We start from the raw sequence: 20,108 nt of genomic DNA, 5'->3' as shown, positions 1-20,108 counted from the left end.
GGCGGTGGCTGATGCTGCGCATTCTTCCATTTCATCCAAGGGAAATCGAATGAGCACCAAGAAGCCCATCGCCACCGCACCCAGGGACGGCTCGAAGATCACCGTCTACTGGACCGACCGCGACGGCCAGGAGAACGAATCCATTGCCCAGTATCGCTCGCTGTCGCGGCTCCAGGCCGCCGGCGGGCAGTGGGACGCAAGCGACGAAGGCTGGTGGGCCTATGTCGACAGCGAAACGCAGAAGCGCATCGAGCCGCATTCCTGGGCCGCGCCCGGCGGCAAAGATCAGGACGACGAGGAAGAATAGGCGTATTCTCGGGCGTTCATCTGCCGGGGAGAAGACCCATGGCCGACAGGTCGGAGAAGGACACCCACGAATTCCTGGTTACGGCGGTCGAGCATGCCCGCGACGACAAGCTCGACGGCGTCGCGCTGATGCTGATCGATGCGCGTGGCGGCCGGGTACGCCTGCACATGCACGCCGATATCGCCGAGGTGTTGCGCGAGCATATCTCGGCGGCGCTGGCGAAGACGACAGGCCCGTAGAACTCTGTTTGCCGCCGCCTCTCTAGACGTGTCTACGCGCGACTGCCGCTGGGGCTGTTGCGAAGCCCTGCATGGGTTGGACCGCACGGCCGGCCCGGCCGGATGGAATTTTCCCGCGTGTTGCTGCCGCGCCCAAAAAATCTTCTCTGCCCTTTGAACCTTTCTCCGCGCCACAGCGACCAATCGCTGTGGACGGGCAATCGAGCCCAAAAGGAGAAAACGATGAGTGCATTGAGGAACATCCTTCTGGCGGTTGCGACAGCGTCCGTCGTCACGGCGTGCCAGTCGACAGAGATCCGGCATTGCGAGTGGAAGCCGAAGAAGCAGATCTATCTCGAAAGCAGCAACTGCTGTGATCGCAACAACCCGTCGAGCCCCTGCTACAAGGGCGGCAGCGACAAGCCGGATCGTCCGAAGCCCGACAGGCCCAACGACCCGCGCCCCGATCCGATCCCGCAGTAAAGGGCCCATAGCGGTCGCAAAAGCCGTCGGCAGGCAAGCCGACGGCTTTTGATTTTCTCAGGTGCCGGTGCACACCTGAAGGAATCTGCCACCTCAGCGACACCGTCCCGCCATTGCGCCCGCGGCTGCCAGAATCGCCACCGCCAGCGTGTACCGGGTGGCCACGAACAGCGGCGAGTCGTTGAACCAGTGGGCGGTGTAGAAGCTGGCAGCGATGCTGCCGGCGAGCAGTCCGGCCACGGCTCCCGCCAGCAGGAGTTCAGCCTGCACATATTCGGCAACCAGCGCCGATCCTGATGGCGACGCTGTCAGGCGTCGGCGAGATCGTGCGGCCGATCCTGCCGGTGCTCGGGCCCGGCACACGCTTTGCCGCCCTCGGCATCCTCGCCATGACCGCGTCATCCAGCTGACCGTTCCAGACGGCTGGGCGATTTCCATGTGCCCTTGGCAGCAATGACGCTGACGCTGGTCGTCCATGGCGGCGGCCTGTCGCGGTCGACCGAGCGCTCAGGCTCTCGTCTAGCCCGAGCGGCTGCCTTGGCTGGCCACACAAGCTGTTGATCCCGGCCGTTCGCTGCCAGGGGAGGCTTAACGCCCCCTTAAATCGCCGCATTTACTGTCCAACCGGAACGCCATTGGCATGGGGGCCGGACTTTAGACATGGCGAACCGGAACGACAGACGCATCGAGCCTAGCTTCGGTGAGGCGCATGAGGATGCGGACGACGATGTCCTTTCGGTCCGCGAAGAGGATCGCGTCGTGCCCACCCGCCGCAAGCAGCCTACCAAGCGCAAATCGTCGAAGGCCGGGACGTCCGAGCGCGGTCGGGGGCGATCGAAAAAGCCCAGGCGCGGCCTGTTCGGCATCCTTGGTCGTATGGTCTACTGGTGCTTCGTGCTGGCGATCTGGGGCGGCATCGCCGCTGCAGGCATCGTCATCTATTACGGCGCCCAGATGCCTAGCGCCACGACCTGGGCCATTCCCGATCGCTCGCCCAACATCAAGATCGTCGGCGTTGACGGCCGCCTGGTCGCCAATCGTGGCATGACCGGCGGCGAGGCCGTCGGCCTGCACGAGATGTCGCCCTATATCCCACAGGCGGTGATCGCCATCGAGGACAAGCGTTTCTATTCGCATTTCGGCTTCGACCCGATAGGCTTGGCGCGCGCGGTATCGACCCGCTTCCTGCATGGCCGTTTCACCCAGGGCGGCTCGACGCTGACCCAGCAGCTCGCCAAGAACCTGTTCCTCACCCCCGACCGAACGCTCGAGCGCAAAGTCCAGGAGGTGCTGCTCGCCTTGTGGCTCGAGCAGAAGCACACCAAGGACCAGATCCTCGAAATGTACCTAAACCGCGTGTTCTTCGGTTCGGGCTCCTATGGCGTCGAGGCTGCCTCCCGGCGCTATTTCGGCAAGTCGGCCCGTGACGTGACGTTGGCAGAGGCGGCGCTGCTCGCGGGCCTGCTCAAGGCGCCGTCGCGCCTGTCGCCGGCCCGTGATCCAAAGGCTGCCGGCGACCGCGCCCAGCTGGTGCTCGCGGCGATGCGCGACCAGGGTATGATCGGCGACAAGGAACTCACCAACGCGATGAATGCGCCGGCGACCCGTGTCGCCTCGTTCTGGACCGGATCCGAAAACTACGTCGCCGACCGGGTGATGGAGGAACTGCCGGGTCTCATCGGCGAAGTGCGCTCCGACATCGTCGTCGACACGACGGTTGACATGACGCTGCAGGACCTAGCCGAGAAGTCGATCCGCCGGCTGATCGACGAGAACGGCCAGAAACTCAATGTCAGCCAGGGCGCGCTGGTATCGATCGACAATTCCGGTGCCATCCGTGCAATGGTCGGCGGCTATGACTATTCGACCAGCCAGTTCGATCGCGCCTCCGAGGCGCGGCGACAGCCGGGCTCGGCCTTCAAGCCCTTCGTCTACATGGCGGCGCTCGAACAGGGGCGCACGCCCGACAGCGTTCGCAACGATGCGCCGATCAAGATCGGCAAATGGACGCCGGAAAACTACAACGGCAAATATTTTGGCCGGGTGACCCTGAAGACGGCGCTGGCCAAGTCGCTGAATTCGGTTGCCGCGCAACTTGCCATGGAAGTCGGACCCAACTCGGTCGTCGAGGCAGCTCACCGCATGGGCATCGAATCCGACCTCCAGCCCAATGTCTCGATTTCGCTCGGCACCTCCGAAGTAACGCCGCTTGAGCTGACTGCCGCCTATGTGCCCTTCGCCAATGGTGGCTACCGGCCCGAGGTGCACCTGATCAAGCGCATCACCTCGGCCGACGGCAAGGTGCTCTATGAGAACACCTCAGGTGGCGGCCCGCGCGTCATAAGCCCTGAGGTCGTCGGCATGATGAACGCGATGATGACCGGCGCGGTCGAGGAGGGCACCGCCAAGAAGGCCGCCTTCGCCTGGCCGGCGGCCGGCAAGACCGGCACCAGCCAGAATTCGCGCGACGCCTGGTTCGTCGGCTTCACCGCCAACCTCACGACAGGTGTCTGGTTCGGCAACGATGACGGCAAGCCGATGAAGAAGGTGACGGGCGGCGCACTGCCCGCACTCGCCTGGCACGAATTCATGGTCGCGGCCCATGAGGGCGTGCCGGTTGCCGCCTTGCCGGGCAACTGGACCTCGCAGGGTGCCGCGCCCGACGTCGCCGCCGACGACCAGCCGGCCCAGCCACTCGATGCGAACGCCTTCCCGCCGCCTCCGCAGCCTGTCGGACAACGGCAGGCCACAGGCACCGGCAACCGCGCCGTCCAGCCGGAAGAGCCAACCGCTTCGATCGGTCGGCCGGTGCCGCCTGCCGATGTCGGCGCCCGCCGACCTGTCCCGCCCGCCGACGTCGGCGGCCAGCCGCAGCGCCGCGAGACGTCGATCCTTAATATCTTGCTGGGGAACTGACGCGGGCACACCAAACGACAAAACCCGGCGAGAGGCTCGCCGGGTTTTGTCGTTTTGCTAGCCGTTTCGGCCGATCTCGGTCAGGCCGCCGAAGGCGCATCCGGCCTGCGGTCTTCGACGGGCTCCGCGTCCGCAGCAGGTTTCTGCATCACTTGCTCGACGATGCCGCGGGCGATTTCGCGTTCGCCCATGATCACCTGGTCGGCACCGAGGTTCTTCAGGTGGTCGACTTCGGCGTCGGAATGGGCGCGGGCGATGATCTTCATCTCGGGATTGGCGGCCTTGGCCTTGAGGATGATCTGGCCGGCTTCGAAGGCGTTGGGGATGGCGAGGATCAGCCGCTTGGCGCCGGCGGCGTTGGCCGCGCCGAACACCTCGCCCTTGACCGCGTTGCCTGGCACCGTCTCGACGCCTTCGCTCATCAGCTTGGCGATGGTCTTGTCGGAATCCTCGATAACCAGGAACGGCAGCTCGGCATCCTTGAGCGACTGACCGACCAGCGAGCCGACGCGGCCATAGCCGATCAGGATGGTGTGGTCGGTGAGTTTGGTCGGTGGCGGCGTGTCCTCATCGATCTTGGCGGCGGCCGGCGTGGTGGTGGCAACCTCGCCGGGCTCGGTGGCTGGCCCGATGGGCACGGCCTCAACGGCTTCCGGCACCTTGCCGGCGCGCTTCTCCAGCCACGGCTTCAGGCGACCGACGCCGGCGAAGACCAGCGGATTGAGCACGATCGACAGGATCGCGCCGGCCAGGATCAGGTCTCGGCCTTTCTCCGGCAACAGTTCGAGACTGACGCCGAGGCCGGCAAGCATGAACGAGAACTCGCCGATCTGCGCCAGGCTGGCTGAAATGATCAATGCGGTCGCCACCGGATAGCCGAAGGCAAGCACGATCAGGAAGGCGGCGACCGATTTGCCGATGACGATAATGAACAGCGTGGCGAGGATCGGCCAGGTGTCGGTGAACAGGCTGGTCGGGTCGAACAGCATGCCGACCGACACGAAGAACAGCACCGAGAATGCGTCGCGCAGCGGCAGGGTTTCTTCGGCCGCCTGATGGCTGAGTTCGGATTCGCTCATCACCATGCCGGCGAAGAAGGCGCCGAGCGCCAGCGACACGCCGAACAGTTTGGCTGCGCCGAAGGCGACGCCAAGGGCAATCGCCAGCACTGCCAGGCGGAACAACTCGCGCGAGCCGGTATGCGCCACGTAATGCAGCATCCACGGGATGACGCGCCGGCCGACGACCATCATCAGCACCACGAAGGCGGCGACCTTGGCCAGCGTGATGCCGACAACGCCCCAGATGCCGAAATCGAACCTCAGAGCCAGGATGTTTGGCGCATGCGCCACCTGCTCTTCGCCGCCGAGCACGCCGGCGAGCGCGGGCAGCAGCACCAGCGCCATGACCATGGCGAGGTCCTCGACGATGAGCCAGCCGACGGCAATGCGGCCGCGCTCGGTCTCGATCATGCGCCGCTCCTGCAGCGCGCGCAGAAGCACGACGGTGGAGGCGACCGATAGTGCCAGGCCGAAGACGAGACCCGCACCAAGCGACCAGCCGAGCATCCAGGCGAGGCCGGCGCCAAGGGCGGTTGCGAAGGCGATCTGGACGACAGCGCCGGGGACGGCGATGGCGCGCACCGACAGCAGATCCTTGAGCGAAAAATGCAGGCCGACGCCGAACATCAAGAGGATCACGCCGATCTCGGCGAGTTCGAGCGCCAGTTTCTGGTCGGCGACGAAGCCGGGCGTGTTGGGCCCGACCAGCATGCCGGCGATCAGGTAGCCGACGAGCGGCGGAACCTTGAAGCGATTGGCGAGCGCGCCGAAGATGAATGCCAGCCCCAGACCGGCGACGATGGTTGCGATGAGGGGCGTGTCATGCGGCATTGTCCGGGCGGCACCTTTGAAAAGAGTTTCAGATTTTCTTTGGGGTGCGGCGGAAAAATCCGCTGCATTTCCAATATGGTGGACGCAATGCTGCAAGCGCAACCCTGGTTGACCCAGAAACTTCATCCCTGGCCAAAAAAGTTTCGCTCGAATGATATCGGAACTATTCGCCGGGACGATCGTATGCGCCGATCCGACCTGGTTGCGAGCAAACGTCGTTTCGATATGATGACGCCGAGACTGACTCGGGTCTTGGTTGGCAGGGTGGAAATGCTGTCGCCGGCATCAGGCTTGCGGGTCGCAGGAGAAGATCGAGGCCGTTTGCGCGACCTATGACCGTCACGGAACATAAGCTTTTGGCCAGGCCAGACCCTGTCCCGAAGTTGGCTGGCGGCGTCCTGTCTTAATTCTACTAAATCAGTAGAAATTAGGAAAAAGCCGTCCGACCGGCAGGGTGGCGTCTCCGGCTGCGCTGTGTCGGCGAGCTCGCGTCAGAAGCCGCAATCATAAGCATTTCCGCGGGTTCCACACTGGTGTTCAGCCGCTCTGGCTCGGTATGGTCTTGAAAACCGGAGGCGGCTTCGCCTGCCAATGTTGGAAAAAAATTCTTCTGCCTCGTGCGCGAAGGCAAAAGCGATTGCATCCACCATCGGCGCGCGCGAGTGGGTTTCTTCTACGAAGGGGTGCCGGCGGCTAGAAATGGCGGGTCCTCCGGAACCCTCGCGTCATGACTCAAGCCGCCCCCAAGTTGAACGCCTTCCCGATCTTTCTCAAGGTCGAGGGCCGGGCCGTGGCCATTGTCGGCGGCGGCGACGAGGCGCTTGCCAAGGCGCGCCTGCTCAGCCAGTCGAGCGCCGAAATCCGCATCATCGCCGATCACGTCGAGCCGCAGCTGCGCGACTGGATTGCCGCCAATGGCGCGTTGCGCATCCACGCTGCCTATCATGCATCGCTGGTGGAAGGCGCGGTGATGGTCTTTGCCGCGACCGGCGATGAGGCGCTTGACCGACGTATCTCCGAAGACGCCCGCCGTCTCGGCATCGCCGTCAACGCCGTCGACCGGCCGGAACTGTGCGATTTCTTCACCCCCGCACTGGTCAATCGCGCGCCGGTCGCCGTTGCCGTCGGCACCGAAGGCGCGGGGCCCGTGCTCGCCCAGATGATCCGCGCCCGCATCGACCGCATGCTGTCGCCGCAGCTCGGCGCACTCGCGGCACTGGCCGCGAGCTTCCGCGATGCGGTCGAGCGTTTGTTGCCCAGGGGCAATGTCCGCCGCGCCTTCTGGCGGGAGTTCTTCGAAGGCGCGCCGGCACGTGCGCTGGACAACGCTACCCTTGCCGAAGCGCATGACGCCGCCACCGAAATCCTGTTGCGCGACGCGCCCGCGAACGGTCATGTTGCCCTGGTCGGTGCCGGTCCCGGCGCCGAGGACCTGCTCACGTTGCGGGCCCACCGTCTTCTGATGGAAGCCGACGTCATCGTTTACGACGCGCTGGTGCCCGAGGCGGTTGTCGCCATGGGCCGCCGCGACGCCGAGCGTCTGTCGGTCGGCAAGCGCAAGGGCTGCCATTCCAAGACGCAAAGCGAGATCGACGATCTGCTGGTCGCGCTCGCGCGGGACGGCAAGCGCGTCGTGCGGCTCAAGTCGGGCGACCCGCTGGTCTTTGGCCGCGCTGGCGAAGAGATGCAGGCGATGCGCGATGCCGGCGTGTCCTATGAGGTGGTGCCGGGCGTGACCTCGGCCTTTGCCGCCGCTGCCGATTTCGAGCTGCCGCTGACGCTGCGCGGCGTCACCTCCTCGATGGTGTTTACGACCGGCCATGACCTCAAGGGCGGTTCGCTGCCCGACTGGGCCAGGCTCGCCATCTCGGGCGCGACGGTTGCCGTCTATATGGGGCGGTCTGTTGCCGCCGACGTCGCCGGCCGTCTGATAGAGGCGGGACTGTCGCCCGATACGGCGGTCGCCGTGGTCGAGAATGCCAGCCTGAGGCATCGCCGGCGCTTCCACGGCACGCTCGCCGACCTGCCGTCGCTCGAAGGTCGCATCGACCTCGACGGCCCGGTCATGACCATCATCGGCGACGCCGTCGCCGGCGCCAATTTCGAACGCTCCGAGCCGCTTTCGGCACGCAGGCATGGGACGGCGGCAATCGCTGTCATGGAAGGACAAAGGGCATGAAGATCCTGACCGCCAACAGGCTGACCGACGGCGAGGCCGTATGGTTTTCGGCCACGGGCAACTGGGCCGAGACCATCGACGGCGCCGATATCGTCGCCGACAAGGACGGCGAGACCAGGCTCGAGGCCATCGGCAAGCATGCCTACGACAACAACGAGGTGGTCGACGTGAACCTGATCGACGTCAACGTCGTTGGGGGCGCGATCCAGCCGCTGCGCCTGCGCGAGGTGATCCGCGCCGCCGGCCCCACCAACCGTCTCGACCTCGGCAAGCAGGCGCGCCCTGCCGCTGCCGCCTGACCAACACCGGAAGACGACCATGTACCGCTACGACGAGTTCGACCATGACTTCGTGAAGGCCCGTGTCGCCGACTTCAGCGACCAGGTCGAACGCCGCCTTGCCGGCGAGATCACCGAGGACCAGTTCCGCCCGCTGCGGCTGATGAACGGCGTCTATCTCCAGCTGCACGCCTACATGCTGCGCATCGCGGTGCCTTACGGCACGCTGAGCGGAAAGCAGCTGCGCATGCTCGCCCACATCGCCCGCAAATACGACAAGGGCTACGGCCACTTCACCACGCGCCAGAACATCCAGTTCAACTGGCCTGCTCTGTCGGACATTCCGGCGATCCTCGCCGACCTCGCCTCGGTCGAGATGCATGCCATACAGACCTCGGGCAACTGCATCCGCAACGTGACGGCCGACCATTTCGCCGGTGCTGCGGCCGACGAGGTTGCCGATCCTCGGCCCTATGCCGAGATTCTGCGCCAGTGGTCGACGGTGCATCCGGAGTTCTCTTACTTGCCGCGCAAGTTCAAGATCGCGGTGACGGGCGCCGAGCGCGACCGCGCCGCCATCCAGACCCACGACATCGGTCTGCACCTGAAAAAGAACGACAAGGGTGAGTTGGGCTTCGCCGTCTATATCGGCGGCGGGCAGGGCCGCACGCCGATGGTCGCCAAGAAGATCCGCGACTTCCTGCCGGAAGAGCACCTCTTGTCCTACACGACGGCGATCCTGCGCGTGTACAACCTCTTCGGCCGTCGCGACAACAAGTACAAGGCGCGCATCAAGATCCTGGTCCACGAAACCGGTGTCGACGAGATCGCCCGTCAGGTCGAAGCCGAATGGCAGGCGCTGAAGGACGGCGAACTGAAGCTGCCGGAATCGGACGTTGCGGCCATTCAGTCCTATTTCGCGCCGCCCGTTCTCGCTGCCCGTCCCGAGGGCGACGACGTGCTCAAGGTCGCGCGCCTGGATTCGAAGAGCTTCGGCGAGTGGCTCGACCAGAACGTCTTCACCCACCACAATCCCGATTATGCCGCGGTGACCATCTCGTTGAAGGCCATCGGCGAAGCGCCTGGCGATGCCACCGACAGCCAGATGGAAGTCGTCGCCGACATCGCCGAGAAGTTCGGCTTCGACGAGATCCGCGTCAGCCATGAGCAGAACCTGATCCTTCCGCATGTCGCTCGTGCCGACCTCAAGGCGGTCTATGATGCGCTGGTGGCGGCCGATCTGGCTACCGCCAACTCGAACCTGATCAGCGACATCATTGCTTGCCCGGGCCTCGACTATTGCGCGTTGGCCAATGCCCGTTCGATCTCGGTGGCACAGGACATTTCGCGCCGCTTCGCCTCGCTCGAGCGTCAGCGCGACATCGGCGAACTGAAGCTCAAGATCTCGGGCTGCATCAACGCCTGCGGCCACCACCATGTCGGCCATATCGGTATCCTCGGTGTCGAGAAGAAGGGCGCGGAACTCTATCAGGTGACGCTCGGCGGCTCGGCCGACGAGCACACGACGGTCGGCGAGATCATCGGCCGCGGCTTCGGCCCGGAAGAGATCACCGACGCGATCGAGACCATTGTCGAAACCTATCTCCAGGTCCGCAGCGGCCCGGCGGAAAAGTTCCTCGACGCCTATCGCCGCGTCGGCCCCGCGCCGTTCAAGGAGGCGCTTTATGCAAGCGAAGCCAAGGCAGCCTGACGCCGAGACCCCGGACGCCGGGATCGTAGCGCAGGTTCAGGCCGAGGCCGCTTCGCTCGATGCGCTCCACGGGCATCTGACGCCGCAGGAGATCATCGTGCGTTCGGTAGAGCGCTTCGATGGCGGCATCGCTGCGGTCTCGTCCTTCGGCGCGGATTCCGCCGTGCTGCTGCATATGATTGCGGAAGTCGACCGCAACCTGCCGATCGTCTTCCTCGACACCGGCAAGCATTTCGGCGAGACGCTCGACTACCGAGACGCGCTGGCGGCAGATTTCGGCCTGACCGACATCCGTATCGTCACCCCAGACGAGGCAGCGCTGGCGCGCATCGACCCTTTGGGCGACCTGCACAAGAGCGATACCGACGCTTGCTGCGACGTGCGCAAGGTCGAGCCGATGGCGCGCGGCGTGGAACCCTTCGGCGCCTGGTTCACCGGCCGCAAGCGTTTCCAGGCATCGACGCGTTCGGCGCTCGCCGCGTTCGAGCAGGTCGGCCCGCGTTTCCGCATCAATCCGCTCGCCCGGTGGGGCACGTCCGACCTCGCCGACTATATGCGCAAGCATGCCTTGCGCGAGAATCCGCTTGTCGCCTACGGTTACCTGTCGATCGGCTGTTTCCCCTGCACCCAGCCGGTCAAGCCGGGCGAAGACGCTCGCAGCGGTCGCTGGGCCGGCCAGGCCAAGACCGAATGCGGCATCCATCTTTCCGGTCTCGAACAGTCGCTGACCGACACATCCCTTTAGGAACTTGCGTATGACCGAAGCGACTTCAGAGACCAGGATCCGTCTGTGGACGCCGGAAGGTTTTCGTGAGGACGGCTGGATCCATGCCGAGGACGCGTCGGCACTGGCTGGCAACACCAGGGTGATCCTGCCGCTGCACGCCTATCTCGACCTCGATCCGGAGCAGCGCAAGGCGGCCGGCGAAAGGCTGGGCGTTCAACTGCAGCCCGGCGACCAGCTCGACGCCATCCTCGACCTGCTCGGCGAGCTGTCACTGGTGGCGCTGGCCTTTCCGGCCTTCAATGACGGCCGCTCCTTTTCCAAGGCCGAGCTGCTGCGCAGCCGCCATGGCTTCAAGGGCGCAGTGCGCGCGACCGGCCAGGTGCTGGTCGACCAGCTGCCGCACATGCTGCGCGTCGGTTTCGATGAGTTCGAGGTGTCGCATCCGGTGCTGCTGAAGCGTCTTGAGGCTGGCAACTCCGGCGGTCTGCCGCTCTATTACCAGCCGGCTGCGAAGGCTTCGGGACCCGTGGAGAAGGGTGCGAAATACGCCTGGCGCCGCACCGCCGGCTGATCGGGGCGCAACCAGACGGAACTAGCGCTGCGTTGGCCCGCTCTCGACGTTGGCGAGCTTTTCAAGCAGGCGCTTGAGCTTCTTGGGCAAGTCGTGGTCGGCGCGGAACGCTGGCAGGGCCTTCAAGACGCGCTGGTTGGTTTCCGTCGCGATCTCTCGCCGGATATGCGCCGTCAACCGCGCTGCCTGCTGTGTACGTGCTCCTGCCATGATCAGACCCTTTGTTGCCCGGAAGAACTCCTGCGGGCGGCAAATGGTTCCTATGCCGCGCATTTGCAGTGAAAAGCTGCGCCGTTTGGGTAAAATTTGACTTAATATCCGAGGGTGCCGATCTTGGCCCGGTCCGGCGCGGCATCCGGTCTCAACGGCCCTTGCCCCTTGATTTTTGGCACCCGAAGCTCGATATCGGGCGCAACTTCCAATCTGATGAAAAGCGGGATTTGGCGATGAGCGACCAGGCAAAAGACGAACGCGCGCCCGACGAGACGGCGGCTGCCGAGGCCCAGGCCGAAAAGTTCGAAGGCGGCATCGACGGCGATTATGAAGCCGTCGTGCGTCTGCTCAAGGAAAACGAAGAGCTGAAGGACCGCGCTTTGCGTGCCGCGGCCGAGATGGAGAACCTGCGCCGCCGCACGGCACGCGACGTTCAGGACGCGCGAGCCTATTCAGCGGCCAATTTCGCACGCGACATGCTGTCGGTGTCGGACAATCTGCGCCGCGCCATCGAGGCAGTCACCGACGAGGCCAAGGCGGCCGGCGGCGACGGCCTTGCCAGCCTCATCGAGGGCGTCGAGGTGACGGAGCGCGCGATGCTTTCGGCGCTCGAGCGTCACGGCGTGCGCAAGCTCGACCCGCTGGGCGAGAAGTTCGACCCTAACTTCCACCAGGCGATGTTCGAGGTGCCGAACCCGGCCGTCCCGGCCAACACGGTCGTGCAGGTCGTACAATCAGGCTACACCATCGGCGATCGCGTCCTGCGCCCGGCCATGGTCGGCGTCGCCAAGGGCGGCCCCAAGCACGCCGGCGAGACCCCGGCCGAGCCTGGCCCGGTGAACGAGCAGGCCGAGAAAGACGCCTGAGAAGCGAATGGCGAATAGGGAGTAGCGAATAGGGAATTCATCGCTACAGTGAGCCCAAACGGGGGGCTGCAGTGTTCTTTCCCTATTCGCTTCTTCCATGAACCCGCTGCTGTACCTCGACTATGCCGGCGTGGCGGTGTTTGCCGCCACGGGCGCGCTTGCTGCATCGCGCAAGCAGCTCGATGTCATCGGCTTCCTGTTCCTGGCAAGCTTCACCGGCATTGGCGGCGGCACTGTCCGTGACGTCATTCTCGGCTTGCCGGTCTTCTGGGTGGTCAACCCGGCCTATGTGCTGGTCTGCGCCGCCGTGGCAGTCGTCGTGTTCTTCACTGCCCATCTGGTCGAATCCCGCTACAAGCTGCTGCTCTGGCTCGATGCGCTCGGCATGGCCGCCTATGCCGCGATCGGTGCGGCCAAGGGCCTGGAGGCGACGGGGTCGCTGACAGTCGCCATCATCATGGGAATGCTGACCGCCACCTTCGGCGGCATCCTGCGCGATCTCCTTGCCGGCGAGCCATCGGTGCTGCTGAAGCCCGAAATCTATGTGTCGGCCGCGATGACGGGTGCCGGCATCTATACGCTCGCCGAATTGGCGGAGCTGCCGACCGAAGTGTCGGCCTTTGTCGCCTTCGTCGCTGCCTTCATGGTGCGTGGCGGGGCGCTGAAGTTCGGCTGGACCTTTCCCGCCTATCGCAGCCGCCCCGGCCGCCGGCCCGAAGACATTCCCTGAGCTTCCAAGCTATATCCCTGTCCTGAAATTTGCTTCTACTATGCACCCAGCAAGCAAGGGCAGCATTCATGCATCAGCGAATAGTGGTCGTCGGCGCGGGGTTTGGCGGTCTGGAAGTCGTCAGGGGTTTGGCTGGCGCTGCGGTCGACATCACCTTCATCGACAGGCGCAATCATCATCTGTTCCAGCCCTTGCTGTACCAGGTGGCCACAGCCTCGCTTGCGACATCGGAGATTGCCTGGCCAGTCCGTTCGCTCGTGCGCGACAGGCCGGAGGTGACGACCGTCCTGGCAAATGTGTCGGGTGTCGATGCGGAGCGTCGCCTCGTGCAGCTGCAGGATGGCGCCTCGGTGCCTTACGACACGCTGGTGTTGGCGACAGGCGCTCGCCACGCCTATTTCGGTCATGACGAGTGGGAGCCTTATGCGCTCGGCCTGAAGACGCTGGAAGATGCCACGACGATCAGGCGACGCATCCTCGTGGCGTTCGAGCAGGCCGAACGGGAAACCGATCCTGCCAGGCAGGCGGCGTTGCTGACCTTTGTCATCGTCGGCGCAGGCCCAACCGGCGTGGAAATGGCCGGCACGATCGCCGAACTGGCGCGGGACACGCTGCCGCGCGAATTTCGCAACATCGACACGGCAAGAGCCCGGGTCGTGTTGATCGAAGCCGGACCGCGCGTGCTGGCCGGATTTCCCGACGAACTCTCCGACTATGCGCTGCGCTCGCTGCGCAAGCTTGGCGTCGAGGTCGAGCTTGGGCGCGCCGTTTCCGACTGCACGGCCGACAGCGTTGCCTATGGCGACGCCAGGCTGGCGACAAGCACGATCATCTGGGCTGCCGGCGTGCGGGCTTCGCCCGCAGCCGAGTGGCTGGGCGTGCCTGCCGACAGGGCCGGGCGTCTCCAGGTGATGCCCGACCTCACGGTCCCCGGTCATCCCGAGATCTTTGCCATAGGCGACACCGTCACGGTGAATGGCCCGAACGAAAAGCCGGTGCCGGGCATCGCGCCTGCGGCCAAGCAGGAGGGCCAGCATGTGGCCGCCATCATCAAGGCGCGGCTGCGTGGCGAAACAGGGCAGATGCCATTCCGCTATCGCCATCAGGGAAGCCTTGCCCAGATCGGCAAGCGGCGCGCGGTGATCGATTTCGGCCGGATCAAGCTGCGGGGCGCGTTGGCATGGTGGTTATGGGGTATCGCCCATATCTACTTTCTGATCGGTTCGCGGGCCCGGCTCAGCGTGGCGATCAACTGGCTGTGGATCCATGCCCGCAACCAGCGCAGCGCCCGGCTGATCACACAGGGCGAGGCGGCCGAGAGCTCGCCGGGCAAAGATGCCGGGTCGGACCTGCGGCAAACGTAAGCTCAAGCGCCCGCCTGTTCTTGCCGCCAAGCCCAGTAGGAATAGGCGATGCTGCCCAGGCTGATCGCAACGACGCCGCCGACGATGGCCGACACCATGATGGCGGGCGCGGCATTGGCGATGGCCAGCGCGACCAGTCCAATCCCCAGCAGCACCGAGGCCCAGCCGAACACGCGGTGGGTCTTGGCCCAGATGCGGTCGCTGGCGCGTGTCCATGGCGTGCGCACGCCCATGATGCCGTTCGGCCTGATCCGGCTCGCGACATTGCCGGTCACCATCAGGAAGAGGCCAAGCACGGCGGTCAGCCCGCGCGGGATCGACAAAGCCATGCCCAGCGCGCTGGCGATGATAACCGCATGGGCGACCAGGAGGATCGCCAGGCTGCCGATCCAGAAAGTGGCATAGGCATTTCCGGAGCGTTGGAGATTGTCCCGCCTGCGCTCGAAGCGCGGTGCGACCGTAAATATCAGGGACAACAGCAGCACGGCCACCGGCATGATGGCGAAGGCGAAGAGTGGGCTGGCGAAGCGGTCGGGCGCGCCTTCGAGGTTGAAATGCACGGCCACCTGCGTATCGCCGGGGACGATTGTAAGCGCCCAGGCGGAAGCAGCTGCCATCGCCAGCAGGGCAGCTGCGCTGAATTTCAGCGGAAGCGCGTTGTTCATGACGTCACCTTGGGGTTGCTGGCCGCGCCGGCGCGGGGCTGGCCGATGCGAAACTGGTCCATCAAAAGTGCCAATGCATCCTCGAGAACCGACAATTGCAGCGAATAGGTGATGCTGGTGCCCGATTTCTCGCCCTGGATCAGACCAGCCTCGCGCAGCACGCCGAAGTGGCCGGTCAGCGTCGGTTTTGACAGGCTGAAGTGGCCGGCGATCTCGCCGGCGGTCATCTCGCGCTGGCGCAGCAGCCGGATGATTTCGCGGCGTGTCGGGTCGGACAGAGCTTTGTAGATACGGTCCATGTTTTGTATTTAGGAAAATACCGAAATAAAGTAAAGTGCCTTTCAGCTTGGTTGCGACCTGACCTTGGAACCATTGCCGCCTTTCGGGCGCAATGCGACCATCGGGCATGGAAGAACCGAATCGAGTGCGCCGCCGCTGGGCCTTTTTCGGCTATGCCGTGCTTGTTGCCGCGCTGCCAATAGCCTTCCTCGGGCTGCTGCCTGCCAATGAATACAAGGCCTGGGGTGGCGGTGGCATCGATTGCGACGGCCCGGGCCCGGTGCTGTTTTTCGGCGCCGTGGCAATTGCGATCTATGGTGCGGGGGTCGTGCTGAACGGGCGACATTTCAGAAGGCCTGCCAGGCTTTTGATCGCCGGCGCCTGCGCGCTCGTCTGCCTTGCAATGGTGCCCAATGTCGCCGACGCCGTGAGAGAACAGCGCATCAACGATCTCGCCTCCGAAACCTGCGGCTGAGACCTAGCTTTCCGTAAACGCGGCGAGGTTTGCGAGCGATGAGGCGATGCCTTCCCGATGATCGTCCTCACTGATGCCTGGTGGCACGTCCTCGCAGCTGACGGTCACCCACGTGTCGCCTGCGACAGGTTCCAGCGTGGTCACGATGCGCATGGCCCCGGCAAAGGCCGGGTCGTCGGATTCGAACTCGATCACTTCGACGACGCGCCTGTTGGGCACCAGTTCGACGAAACGGCCCTCGAAGACGTCGGCGTTGTCTGACGTCTTGCCGTGCGATCCGGCATCTTCGTAGATGAAGGCCATTCGGAACGTGCCGCCTTCGCGCGGCTCGAACGCCAGGATTTCTGCCCGCATACCCTGTGGCGGGCGCCAGCTTGTCACAGCTTCGGGATCGACCAGCGCGCGGTAGATCGTTTCGGCCGAGGCCTTGATCAGCCGGGAGCCGGTGTCGGTGCGCCTGAGTTCGGTCACGCTCGTCCTCCCGGCGTTCAGTGCGCTGTCTGCCGGGTCTTGAGCAGGCTTCTCGGCGCCTGCATCAGCCAGGCCCGGTCGAGGCGGCTTCGCAGTTGGTCGAGCGGAATGTCGTGGACGCGCACTAGCACGACGGGCCAGCCCTTGTAGTGGGCAGTCTCGAAGTAGAGATGCGGATCCGCCTCCATCAGCATCTCCTTCTCCTCCAGCGCGCACATCACCGCCACGGTGTCGGCATCCTTGACCCGGCAGAGGAACTTCTTGCGGACGTGAAGGGACGGCGTGCCGTAGGACGTGCCCGCGACCACCTCCGCCAGCCCCTCGGCTGCAATGAGCAGCTTGTCGAAGGCGGGCTGGAGGTCGTCGGCCATCGCTCTATGCGGCGAATCGCTGGGTTTCGCCGCCGTAATAGTTGATATAGCGGGCGCCGATTTCTTTGACCGGCATGACGATGAAGACGTCGACCGTGCCGAAGTCATGGTCGATGACGCAGCCGTCGCCGATCTTGGCCCCGACGCGCAGATAACCCTTCACCAGCGGCGGCATGGACGAAATCGCAGCCTTGGCATTGATTGCCTCGATCGGCATCAGGTCCATCTGGCAGTAGCGGCCGGCCACGGCGCGCACGTCCCAGTCGGGGCTGGTACGGCAGTGGTGGGCGAGATAGGTCAGCGCCTCTGCATGCGCCGCTGGCACCGTGCCGTGGAACGAGGCGCAGCCGGTCATGACGTCGATGTCATAGCGGTTGAGATAGGACCAGATGCCCTGCCACAGCGCCTCGATGGTCCGCTTCGAGCGGTATTCGGGCAATACGCAGGAGCGGCCAAGCTCAAGGAAGCGCTGGCCGGGATGGCGCGCGATCAGCTTCTTGAGCTCGAATTCGTCGTCGGAATAGAAGCCGCCGGCCTCGGCCGCGCGCTCCTGGCGCAGCAGGCGGTAGGTGCCGACGATCTGCCGGTGCGTGGGGCCCGATATCGATGTGTCGAAGACCAGCAGATGGTCGCAGATGTCGTCGAATCGGTCGGCGTCGCGCTGGTCGATGGTGTGCAGCGCCTGCTTCTTGGCACCCAGCTCGTCGAAGAAGACGCGGTAGCGTACTTGCTGCGCGGCAGCGATCTCCGATTCGTCGCGGGCGAGGCGAACCTCGAGCGTGCCGATCTTTCCGAGGGGCGTTCCGGGCAATATTGGATTGGAAGGCACTGTCACCTTGGCGCCATTGGCTTTCTGGGTGTCACTGTCCGGCAAGGCTGTATGCACGGGTGATTCTCCTTCGAGCCATCCCTCCTGGCGCGGGGATACGGTGTCGGTGCTACAGGATTGTGACAGTATCGTGATCGACCCGCCCGGGCAAGACTTGCACGGCAAGCAACTTCGTCTAGCCGGCTAGGAAAATCAGAGAGATGACCTCTAGGCAGCTGCCCGTTGCTCGACCAGATTGATCAGCACATCGGGGTCCAGAGGCTTGGTGATGAAGCCGCTGGCGCCATGTGCGAGCACCGCGTGGCGGGTCTTTTCCTGGCTGTCGGCCGACAAAACCATGATCGGAACGGCGGCAAGCCCGTGCTGTTCCTCATGCCGGCGGATGGCTGAAATTGCGTCCAGGCCGTCCATCACGGGCATGTGCATATCCATCAGCACGACGTCGTAGCGATGTTTGTGCGAACCGCTGGTGACGGCTTCGACGGCGGCCTTGCCGTTGTTGACCACCTCGACGCGGTGGCCGGCTTTGGTCAGCGCCGCGCGAGCCAGCATGGCGTTGATGTCGTTGTCCTCGGCGATCAGCACCGACAGGCTGCCGCCTCCGGCAGGCTTTGCCGCCCTCAGGCGATTCGCTGCCTGCGGTTGGTTCGCAAGGCTGCCCTTGGCCGCCAGGAGGACGCGCATCAGCGTTTCGCCGCGCACCGGCCGGGCCAGGAACGTGGCGTAGCCGCTGGCACGCAGTTCGCCAAGCAGGCCGCGGTCGGTGGGCGCGATCAGCGTCACGGCATCCGCCGTGGCAAAGCCGCGTTCCCGCATATGGCGCAGCAAGCGGCCGTCGGTGTCTTCCATGGCGGCATCGACCAGCAGCGCATTGCATCCGTCGGCGTAAAGGCGGGCCTGTTCCGGCGTCGCCACGATGTCAGCCCTGCCGCCATGGGCACGGATGGTCTCGGCAATGGCCTCGGCCTCGGTTGTGTTGCGTGACAGGATCACCGCCTGGCGGCCGGCCAGCGCGTCGCCGCGCATCGGGGCTTCGTCCGAGGCGCCATAGGCCGGCAGGTCGAACGAGAATTCCGAGCCCTGGCCGGGCACGCTGGTGACCGTCAGCGCCCCGCCCATCGAGGTGGCCAGGCGCTTGGAGATGGCAAGGCCGAGGCCGGCGCCGCCATGCGAGCGGGTCGAGGTGCCGTCGGCCTGTTCGAACTCTTCGAAGATGCGTTCCATGTCCTCCGGGCGCAGGCCGGTACCGGTGTCGGAGACGGTGAAGCGGATCTTGCCGGGATTGCCGTCGTCGATGCGCCGCACAGTCAGGCGTACGCCGCCGGCGTCGGTGAATTTCACCGCATTGCCGATCAGATTGAGCAGCACCTGGCGAACACGGCCCGGATCGGCCGTCATCATCGCGGGCACATCGGGGGCGACATGGCAGCCGAGGCCGATGCCCTTGGCGAAGGCGCGTGCGGCAAGCAGTTCCACCACATTGTCGGCCATCTCGCGCGGCGACATCGGCTGCGGCTCGGGATCGAAGCGCCCTGCCTCGATCTTGGAATAGTCGAGCAGATCTTCGATCAGCGCCAGAAGCGCGCTGGCCGAAGTCGAGATCGCGCCGAGATAGGTGCGCTGCTCGGGCGACAGTTCGGTGTCGTGCAGCAGCTTCGCCATGCCCATGATGCCGTTCATCGGCGTGCGGATTTCATGACTGACGGTCGCCAGGAAGCGCGATTTGGCCTGGCTGGCGAATTCGGCGCGTTCGCGCGCGCCGATCAGCGCGGTCTCGGCGCGCTTGCGGGCGGTGATGTCGCGGGCGATGGCCCGGTGCGAAACCGCATGGCTGGCCTTGTCACGGACCGACAGCTCGATCCACGAGAACCAGCGCACGATGCCGGCCGAGCGGATGCCGACATCGGTCGAACTCAGGCACTCGCCTTCGGCAAAGGCGGCATCAGGCACCACGCCGACGTCGACGCCGAGTTCCGACAGGGTCTTGCCGGCGAGGTCGCGCAGGTCCTTGCCGACGAGGTCGGCAAAGACCTTGTTGGCATAGACGATGCGGCCGTCGCGGTCGCGGTGCACGACCAGGTCGCCGAGCGCATCGATGAGGCCGCGGAAGCGCTCTTCGCTTTCCTGTAGTTCCCACATGCGGTCGGCGAGCGTTTCGATCTCGGCGCGGTTGCGCGAGGCGTTTTTGGTGATGGCGCCGGCGGCGCGTTCGCGTTCGCTGAGACTGCGGGCCAGAAGCACGAGGCCGGCGGTGCCGGCACAGATGAGACCGATGCTGATGAAGCTTGGCGCGCCGGTGAGATGGGCGAGCCCGGCAAGCACGAGCACGGTGACTAGCGTCGCAAAGTAGAGGCCGCGCGGCGGCTCCTTAGGCAGTTCCGCCTCAAGCGGTTGCGGGGTCAGGATACGCCTGGGCGTCGACGTCTCAGCCTCGGTCGCGGCTGCGTCGCTTGCCTTGCTCTCCTCGGTAACGCCTGACTCCGTCATCATGGCGGAAGCCTAGCAGGCAGAGCTTAGGGAAGATTTTGGCGGATCGTTCGAGTTTTAACGATCGTGTCGGGCG

Annotated in this window: 22 protein-coding genes and 1 pseudogene; 14 read left to right on the top strand and 9 right to left on the bottom strand. The window is 64.9% G+C overall.

Going from position 1 to position 20,108, the window contains the following annotated elements:
- The first annotated feature begins 49 nt into the window (after positions 1–49).
- The 3 genes from NDO48_RS22050 to NDO48_RS22040 all read left to right on the top strand — a co-directional run bounded on the left by NDO48_RS22050 (position 50) and on the right by NDO48_RS22040 (position 1,008).
- On the top strand, positions 50–307 hold the full coding sequence (locus NDO48_RS22050) for a hypothetical protein (protein ID WP_018425895.1): 258 nt from the start codon (positions 50–52) through the stop codon (positions 305–307).
- A gap of 38 nt (positions 308–345) precedes the next feature.
- Positions 346–546 (top strand): hypothetical protein, encoded by a 201-nt coding sequence (locus NDO48_RS22045; protein WP_018425896.1) that lies wholly within the window; start codon positions 346–348, stop codon positions 544–546.
- Between the two features lie 222 nt (positions 547–768).
- The gene (locus NDO48_RS22040) at positions 769–1,008 is read left to right on the top strand and encodes a hypothetical protein (protein ID WP_157632666.1); all 240 of its coding nucleotides are present in this window, start codon (positions 769–771) and stop codon (positions 1,006–1,008) included.
- A gap of 93 nt (positions 1,009–1,101) precedes the next feature.
- Here the strand turns inward: NDO48_RS22040 and NDO48_RS22035 are convergent.
- Positions 1,102–1,263 (bottom strand): annotated as a pseudogene (locus tag NDO48_RS22035) (NrsF family protein); the annotation flags it as partial.
- 41 nt (positions 1,264–1,304) lie between these two features.
- Here NDO48_RS22035 and NDO48_RS30480 point away from each other — a divergent pair.
- Together NDO48_RS30480 and NDO48_RS22025 are read left to right on the top strand one after the other, a co-directional pair.
- Positions 1,305–1,418 (top strand): DoxX family membrane protein, encoded by a 114-nt coding sequence (locus NDO48_RS30480; RefSeq protein WP_018425899.1) that lies wholly within the window; start codon positions 1,305–1,307, stop codon positions 1,416–1,418.
- A 250-nt stretch (positions 1,419–1,668) separates the two neighbouring features.
- A complete protein-coding gene (locus NDO48_RS22025; RefSeq protein ID WP_018425900.1) occupies positions 1,669–3,924 on the top strand; it encodes a transglycosylase domain-containing protein in 2,256 nt (751 codons plus the stop codon).
- 80 nt (positions 3,925–4,004) lie between these two features.
- Here the strand turns inward: NDO48_RS22025 and ybaL are convergent, their stop codons facing one another.
- Entirely contained in the window at positions 4,005–5,816 is a 1,812-nt protein-coding gene (ybaL, locus tag NDO48_RS22020) for a YbaL family putative K(+) efflux transporter (protein WP_018425901.1), read from the bottom strand.
- Positions 5,817–6,543: 727 nt separating this feature from the next.
- On the opposite strand from ybaL, the gene cysG reads away from it, so the two are divergent.
- Genes cysG through NDO48_RS21995 form a run of 5 tightly spaced genes read left to right on the top strand, consistent with a single transcriptional unit; the run spans position 6,544 to position 11,282 of the window.
- On the top strand, positions 6,544–7,995 hold the full coding sequence (gene cysG / locus NDO48_RS22015) for a siroheme synthase CysG (protein WP_018425902.1): 1,452 nt from the start codon (positions 6,544–6,546) through the stop codon (positions 7,993–7,995).
- Positions 7,992–8,294, top strand: a complete 303-nt coding sequence (locus NDO48_RS22010) for a DUF2849 domain-containing protein (protein WP_018425903.1) — start codon at positions 7,992–7,994, stop codon at positions 8,292–8,294. Before cysG ends, NDO48_RS22010 begins: the two co-directional genes overlap by 4 nt.
- A gap of 19 nt (positions 8,295–8,313) precedes the next feature.
- Positions 8,314–9,984 (top strand): nitrite/sulfite reductase, encoded by a 1,671-nt coding sequence (locus NDO48_RS22005; RefSeq protein ID WP_018425904.1) that lies wholly within the window; start codon positions 8,314–8,316, stop codon positions 9,982–9,984.
- Positions 9,959–10,729 carry a phosphoadenylyl-sulfate reductase gene (locus NDO48_RS22000; RefSeq protein WP_267322355.1) on the top strand — a complete coding sequence of 257 codons (771 nt, stop codon included), beginning with the start codon at positions 9,959–9,961 and terminating at the stop codon, positions 10,727–10,729. The genes NDO48_RS22005 and NDO48_RS22000 overlap by 26 nt, the downstream gene beginning before the upstream one ends.
- 10 nt (positions 10,730–10,739) lie before the next feature.
- Entirely contained in the window at positions 10,740–11,282 is a 543-nt protein-coding gene (locus NDO48_RS21995; protein WP_267322354.1) for a DUF934 domain-containing protein, read from the top strand.
- A 21-nt stretch (positions 11,283–11,303) separates the two neighbouring features.
- Here NDO48_RS21995 and NDO48_RS21990 read toward each other — a convergent pair whose 3' ends face one another.
- Positions 11,304–11,492 (bottom strand): hypothetical protein, encoded by a 189-nt coding sequence (locus tag NDO48_RS21990; protein ID WP_157632667.1) that lies wholly within the window; start codon positions 11,490–11,492, stop codon positions 11,304–11,306.
- A 236-nt stretch (positions 11,493–11,728) separates the two neighbouring features.
- On the opposite strand from NDO48_RS21990, the gene grpE reads away from it, so the two are divergent.
- The 3 genes from grpE (at position 11,729) to NDO48_RS21975 (ending at position 14,455) form a co-directional block, all read left to right on the top strand.
- Positions 11,729–12,361, top strand: coding sequence for a nucleotide exchange factor GrpE (grpE, locus tag NDO48_RS21985; protein ID WP_018425908.1), 633 nt, complete (start codon positions 11,729–11,731; stop codon positions 12,359–12,361).
- Positions 12,362–12,458: 97 nt separating this feature from the next.
- The gene (locus tag NDO48_RS21980; RefSeq protein ID WP_267322353.1) at positions 12,459–13,091 is read left to right on the top strand and encodes a trimeric intracellular cation channel family protein; all 633 of its coding nucleotides are present in this window, start codon (positions 12,459–12,461) and stop codon (positions 13,089–13,091) included.
- Positions 13,092–13,159: 68 nt separating this feature from the next.
- Complete coding sequence (locus NDO48_RS21975; RefSeq protein WP_267322352.1) at positions 13,160–14,455, top strand: NAD(P)/FAD-dependent oxidoreductase; 1,296 nt, start codon at positions 13,160–13,162, stop codon at positions 14,453–14,455.
- Between the two features lie 2 nt (positions 14,456–14,457).
- On the opposite strand, the gene NDO48_RS21970 is transcribed toward NDO48_RS21975, so the two are convergent.
- Both NDO48_RS21970 and NDO48_RS21965 read right to left on the bottom strand, forming a co-directional pair.
- The gene (locus tag NDO48_RS21970) at positions 14,458–15,120 is read right to left on the bottom strand and encodes an SdpI family protein (RefSeq protein ID WP_267322351.1); all 663 of its coding nucleotides are present in this window, start codon (positions 15,118–15,120) and stop codon (positions 14,458–14,460) included.
- A complete protein-coding gene (locus NDO48_RS21965; RefSeq protein ID WP_267322350.1) occupies positions 15,117–15,419 on the bottom strand; it encodes an autorepressor SdpR family transcription factor in 303 nt (100 codons plus the stop codon). Before NDO48_RS21965 ends, NDO48_RS21970 begins: the two co-directional genes overlap by 4 nt.
- Positions 15,420–15,526: 107 nt before the next feature.
- Between NDO48_RS21965 and NDO48_RS21960 the strand changes: the two genes are divergently transcribed.
- The gene (locus NDO48_RS21960; RefSeq protein WP_267322349.1) at positions 15,527–15,874 is read left to right on the top strand and encodes a hypothetical protein; all 348 of its coding nucleotides are present in this window, start codon (positions 15,527–15,529) and stop codon (positions 15,872–15,874) included.
- Between the two features lie 3 nt (positions 15,875–15,877).
- On the opposite strand, the gene NDO48_RS21955 is transcribed toward NDO48_RS21960, so the two are convergent.
- The 4 genes from NDO48_RS21955 to NDO48_RS21940 all read right to left on the bottom strand — a co-directional run bounded on the left by NDO48_RS21955 (position 15,878) and on the right by NDO48_RS21940 (position 20,035).
- Complete coding sequence (locus NDO48_RS21955; RefSeq protein WP_267322348.1) at positions 15,878–16,345, bottom strand: SRPBCC family protein; 468 nt, start codon at positions 16,343–16,345, stop codon at positions 15,878–15,880.
- Between the two features lie 17 nt (positions 16,346–16,362).
- Positions 16,363–16,716 carry an MmcQ/YjbR family DNA-binding protein gene (locus NDO48_RS21950; protein WP_267322347.1) on the bottom strand — a complete coding sequence of 118 codons (354 nt, stop codon included), beginning with the start codon at positions 16,714–16,716 and terminating at the stop codon, positions 16,363–16,365.
- A 4-nt stretch (positions 16,717–16,720) separates the two neighbouring features.
- Positions 16,721–17,602, bottom strand: a complete 882-nt coding sequence (locus NDO48_RS21945; RefSeq protein WP_026226781.1) for a GNAT family N-acetyltransferase — start codon at positions 17,600–17,602, stop codon at positions 16,721–16,723.
- 150 nt (positions 17,603–17,752) lie between these two features.
- Entirely contained in the window at positions 17,753–20,035 is a 2,283-nt protein-coding gene (locus tag NDO48_RS21940; protein WP_267322346.1) for a PAS domain-containing hybrid sensor histidine kinase/response regulator, read from the bottom strand.
- Positions 20,036–20,108 lie beyond the last annotated feature (73 nt).

Source organism: Aminobacter sp. MET-1, assembly GCF_026521175.1.
Classification (GTDB): Bacteria; Pseudomonadota; Alphaproteobacteria; order Rhizobiales; family Rhizobiaceae; genus Aminobacter.
This window is presented reverse-complemented; position numbering and strand designations above follow the sequence as displayed.

What these genes read in the sequence shown, in the direction of transcription:
- NDO48_RS22050 (WP_018425895.1), top strand. Translation starts at nt 50, where the DNA reads ATGAGCACCAAGAAGCCCATCGCCACCGCACCCAGGGACGGCTCGAAG.
- NDO48_RS22045 (WP_018425896.1), top strand. Translation starts at nt 346, where the DNA reads ATGGCCGACAGGTCGGAGAAGGACACCCACGAATTCCTGGTTACGGCG.
- NDO48_RS22040 (WP_157632666.1), top strand. Translation starts at nt 769, where the DNA reads ATGAGTGCATTGAGGAACATCCTTCTGGCGGTTGCGACAGCGTCCGTC.
- NDO48_RS30480 (WP_018425899.1), top strand. Translation starts at nt 1,305, where the DNA reads ATGGCGACGCTGTCAGGCGTCGGCGAGATCGTGCGGCCGATCCTGCCG.
- NDO48_RS22025 (WP_018425900.1), top strand. Translation starts at nt 1,669, where the DNA reads ATGGCGAACCGGAACGACAGACGCATCGAGCCTAGCTTCGGTGAGGCG.
- ybaL (WP_018425901.1), bottom strand. Translation starts at nt 5,816, where the DNA reads ATGCCGCATGACACGCCCCTCATCGCAACCATCGTCGCCGGTCTGGGG.
- cysG (WP_018425902.1), top strand. Translation starts at nt 6,544, where the DNA reads ATGACTCAAGCCGCCCCCAAGTTGAACGCCTTCCCGATCTTTCTCAAG.
- NDO48_RS22010 (WP_018425903.1), top strand. Translation starts at nt 7,992, where the DNA reads ATGAAGATCCTGACCGCCAACAGGCTGACCGACGGCGAGGCCGTATGG.
- NDO48_RS22005 (WP_018425904.1), top strand. Translation starts at nt 8,314, where the DNA reads ATGTACCGCTACGACGAGTTCGACCATGACTTCGTGAAGGCCCGTGTC.
- NDO48_RS22000 (WP_267322355.1), top strand. Translation starts at nt 9,959, where the DNA reads ATGCAAGCGAAGCCAAGGCAGCCTGACGCCGAGACCCCGGACGCCGGG.
- NDO48_RS21995 (WP_267322354.1), top strand. Translation starts at nt 10,740, where the DNA reads ATGACCGAAGCGACTTCAGAGACCAGGATCCGTCTGTGGACGCCGGAA.
- NDO48_RS21990 (WP_157632667.1), bottom strand. Translation starts at nt 11,492, where the DNA reads ATGGCAGGAGCACGTACACAGCAGGCAGCGCGGTTGACGGCGCATATC.
- grpE (WP_018425908.1), top strand. Translation starts at nt 11,729, where the DNA reads ATGAGCGACCAGGCAAAAGACGAACGCGCGCCCGACGAGACGGCGGCT.
- NDO48_RS21980 (WP_267322353.1), top strand. Translation starts at nt 12,459, where the DNA reads ATGAACCCGCTGCTGTACCTCGACTATGCCGGCGTGGCGGTGTTTGCC.
- NDO48_RS21975 (WP_267322352.1), top strand. Translation starts at nt 13,160, where the DNA reads ATGCATCAGCGAATAGTGGTCGTCGGCGCGGGGTTTGGCGGTCTGGAA.
- NDO48_RS21970 (WP_267322351.1), bottom strand. Translation starts at nt 15,120, where the DNA reads ATGAACAACGCGCTTCCGCTGAAATTCAGCGCAGCTGCCCTGCTGGCG.
- NDO48_RS21965 (WP_267322350.1), bottom strand. Translation starts at nt 15,419, where the DNA reads ATGGACCGTATCTACAAAGCTCTGTCCGACCCGACACGCCGCGAAATC.
- NDO48_RS21960 (WP_267322349.1), top strand. Translation starts at nt 15,527, where the DNA reads ATGGAAGAACCGAATCGAGTGCGCCGCCGCTGGGCCTTTTTCGGCTAT.
- NDO48_RS21950 (WP_267322347.1), bottom strand. Translation starts at nt 16,716, where the DNA reads ATGGCCGACGACCTCCAGCCCGCCTTCGACAAGCTGCTCATTGCAGCC.
- NDO48_RS21940 (WP_267322346.1), bottom strand. Translation starts at nt 20,035, where the DNA reads ATGATGACGGAGTCAGGCGTTACCGAGGAGAGCAAGGCAAGCGACGCA.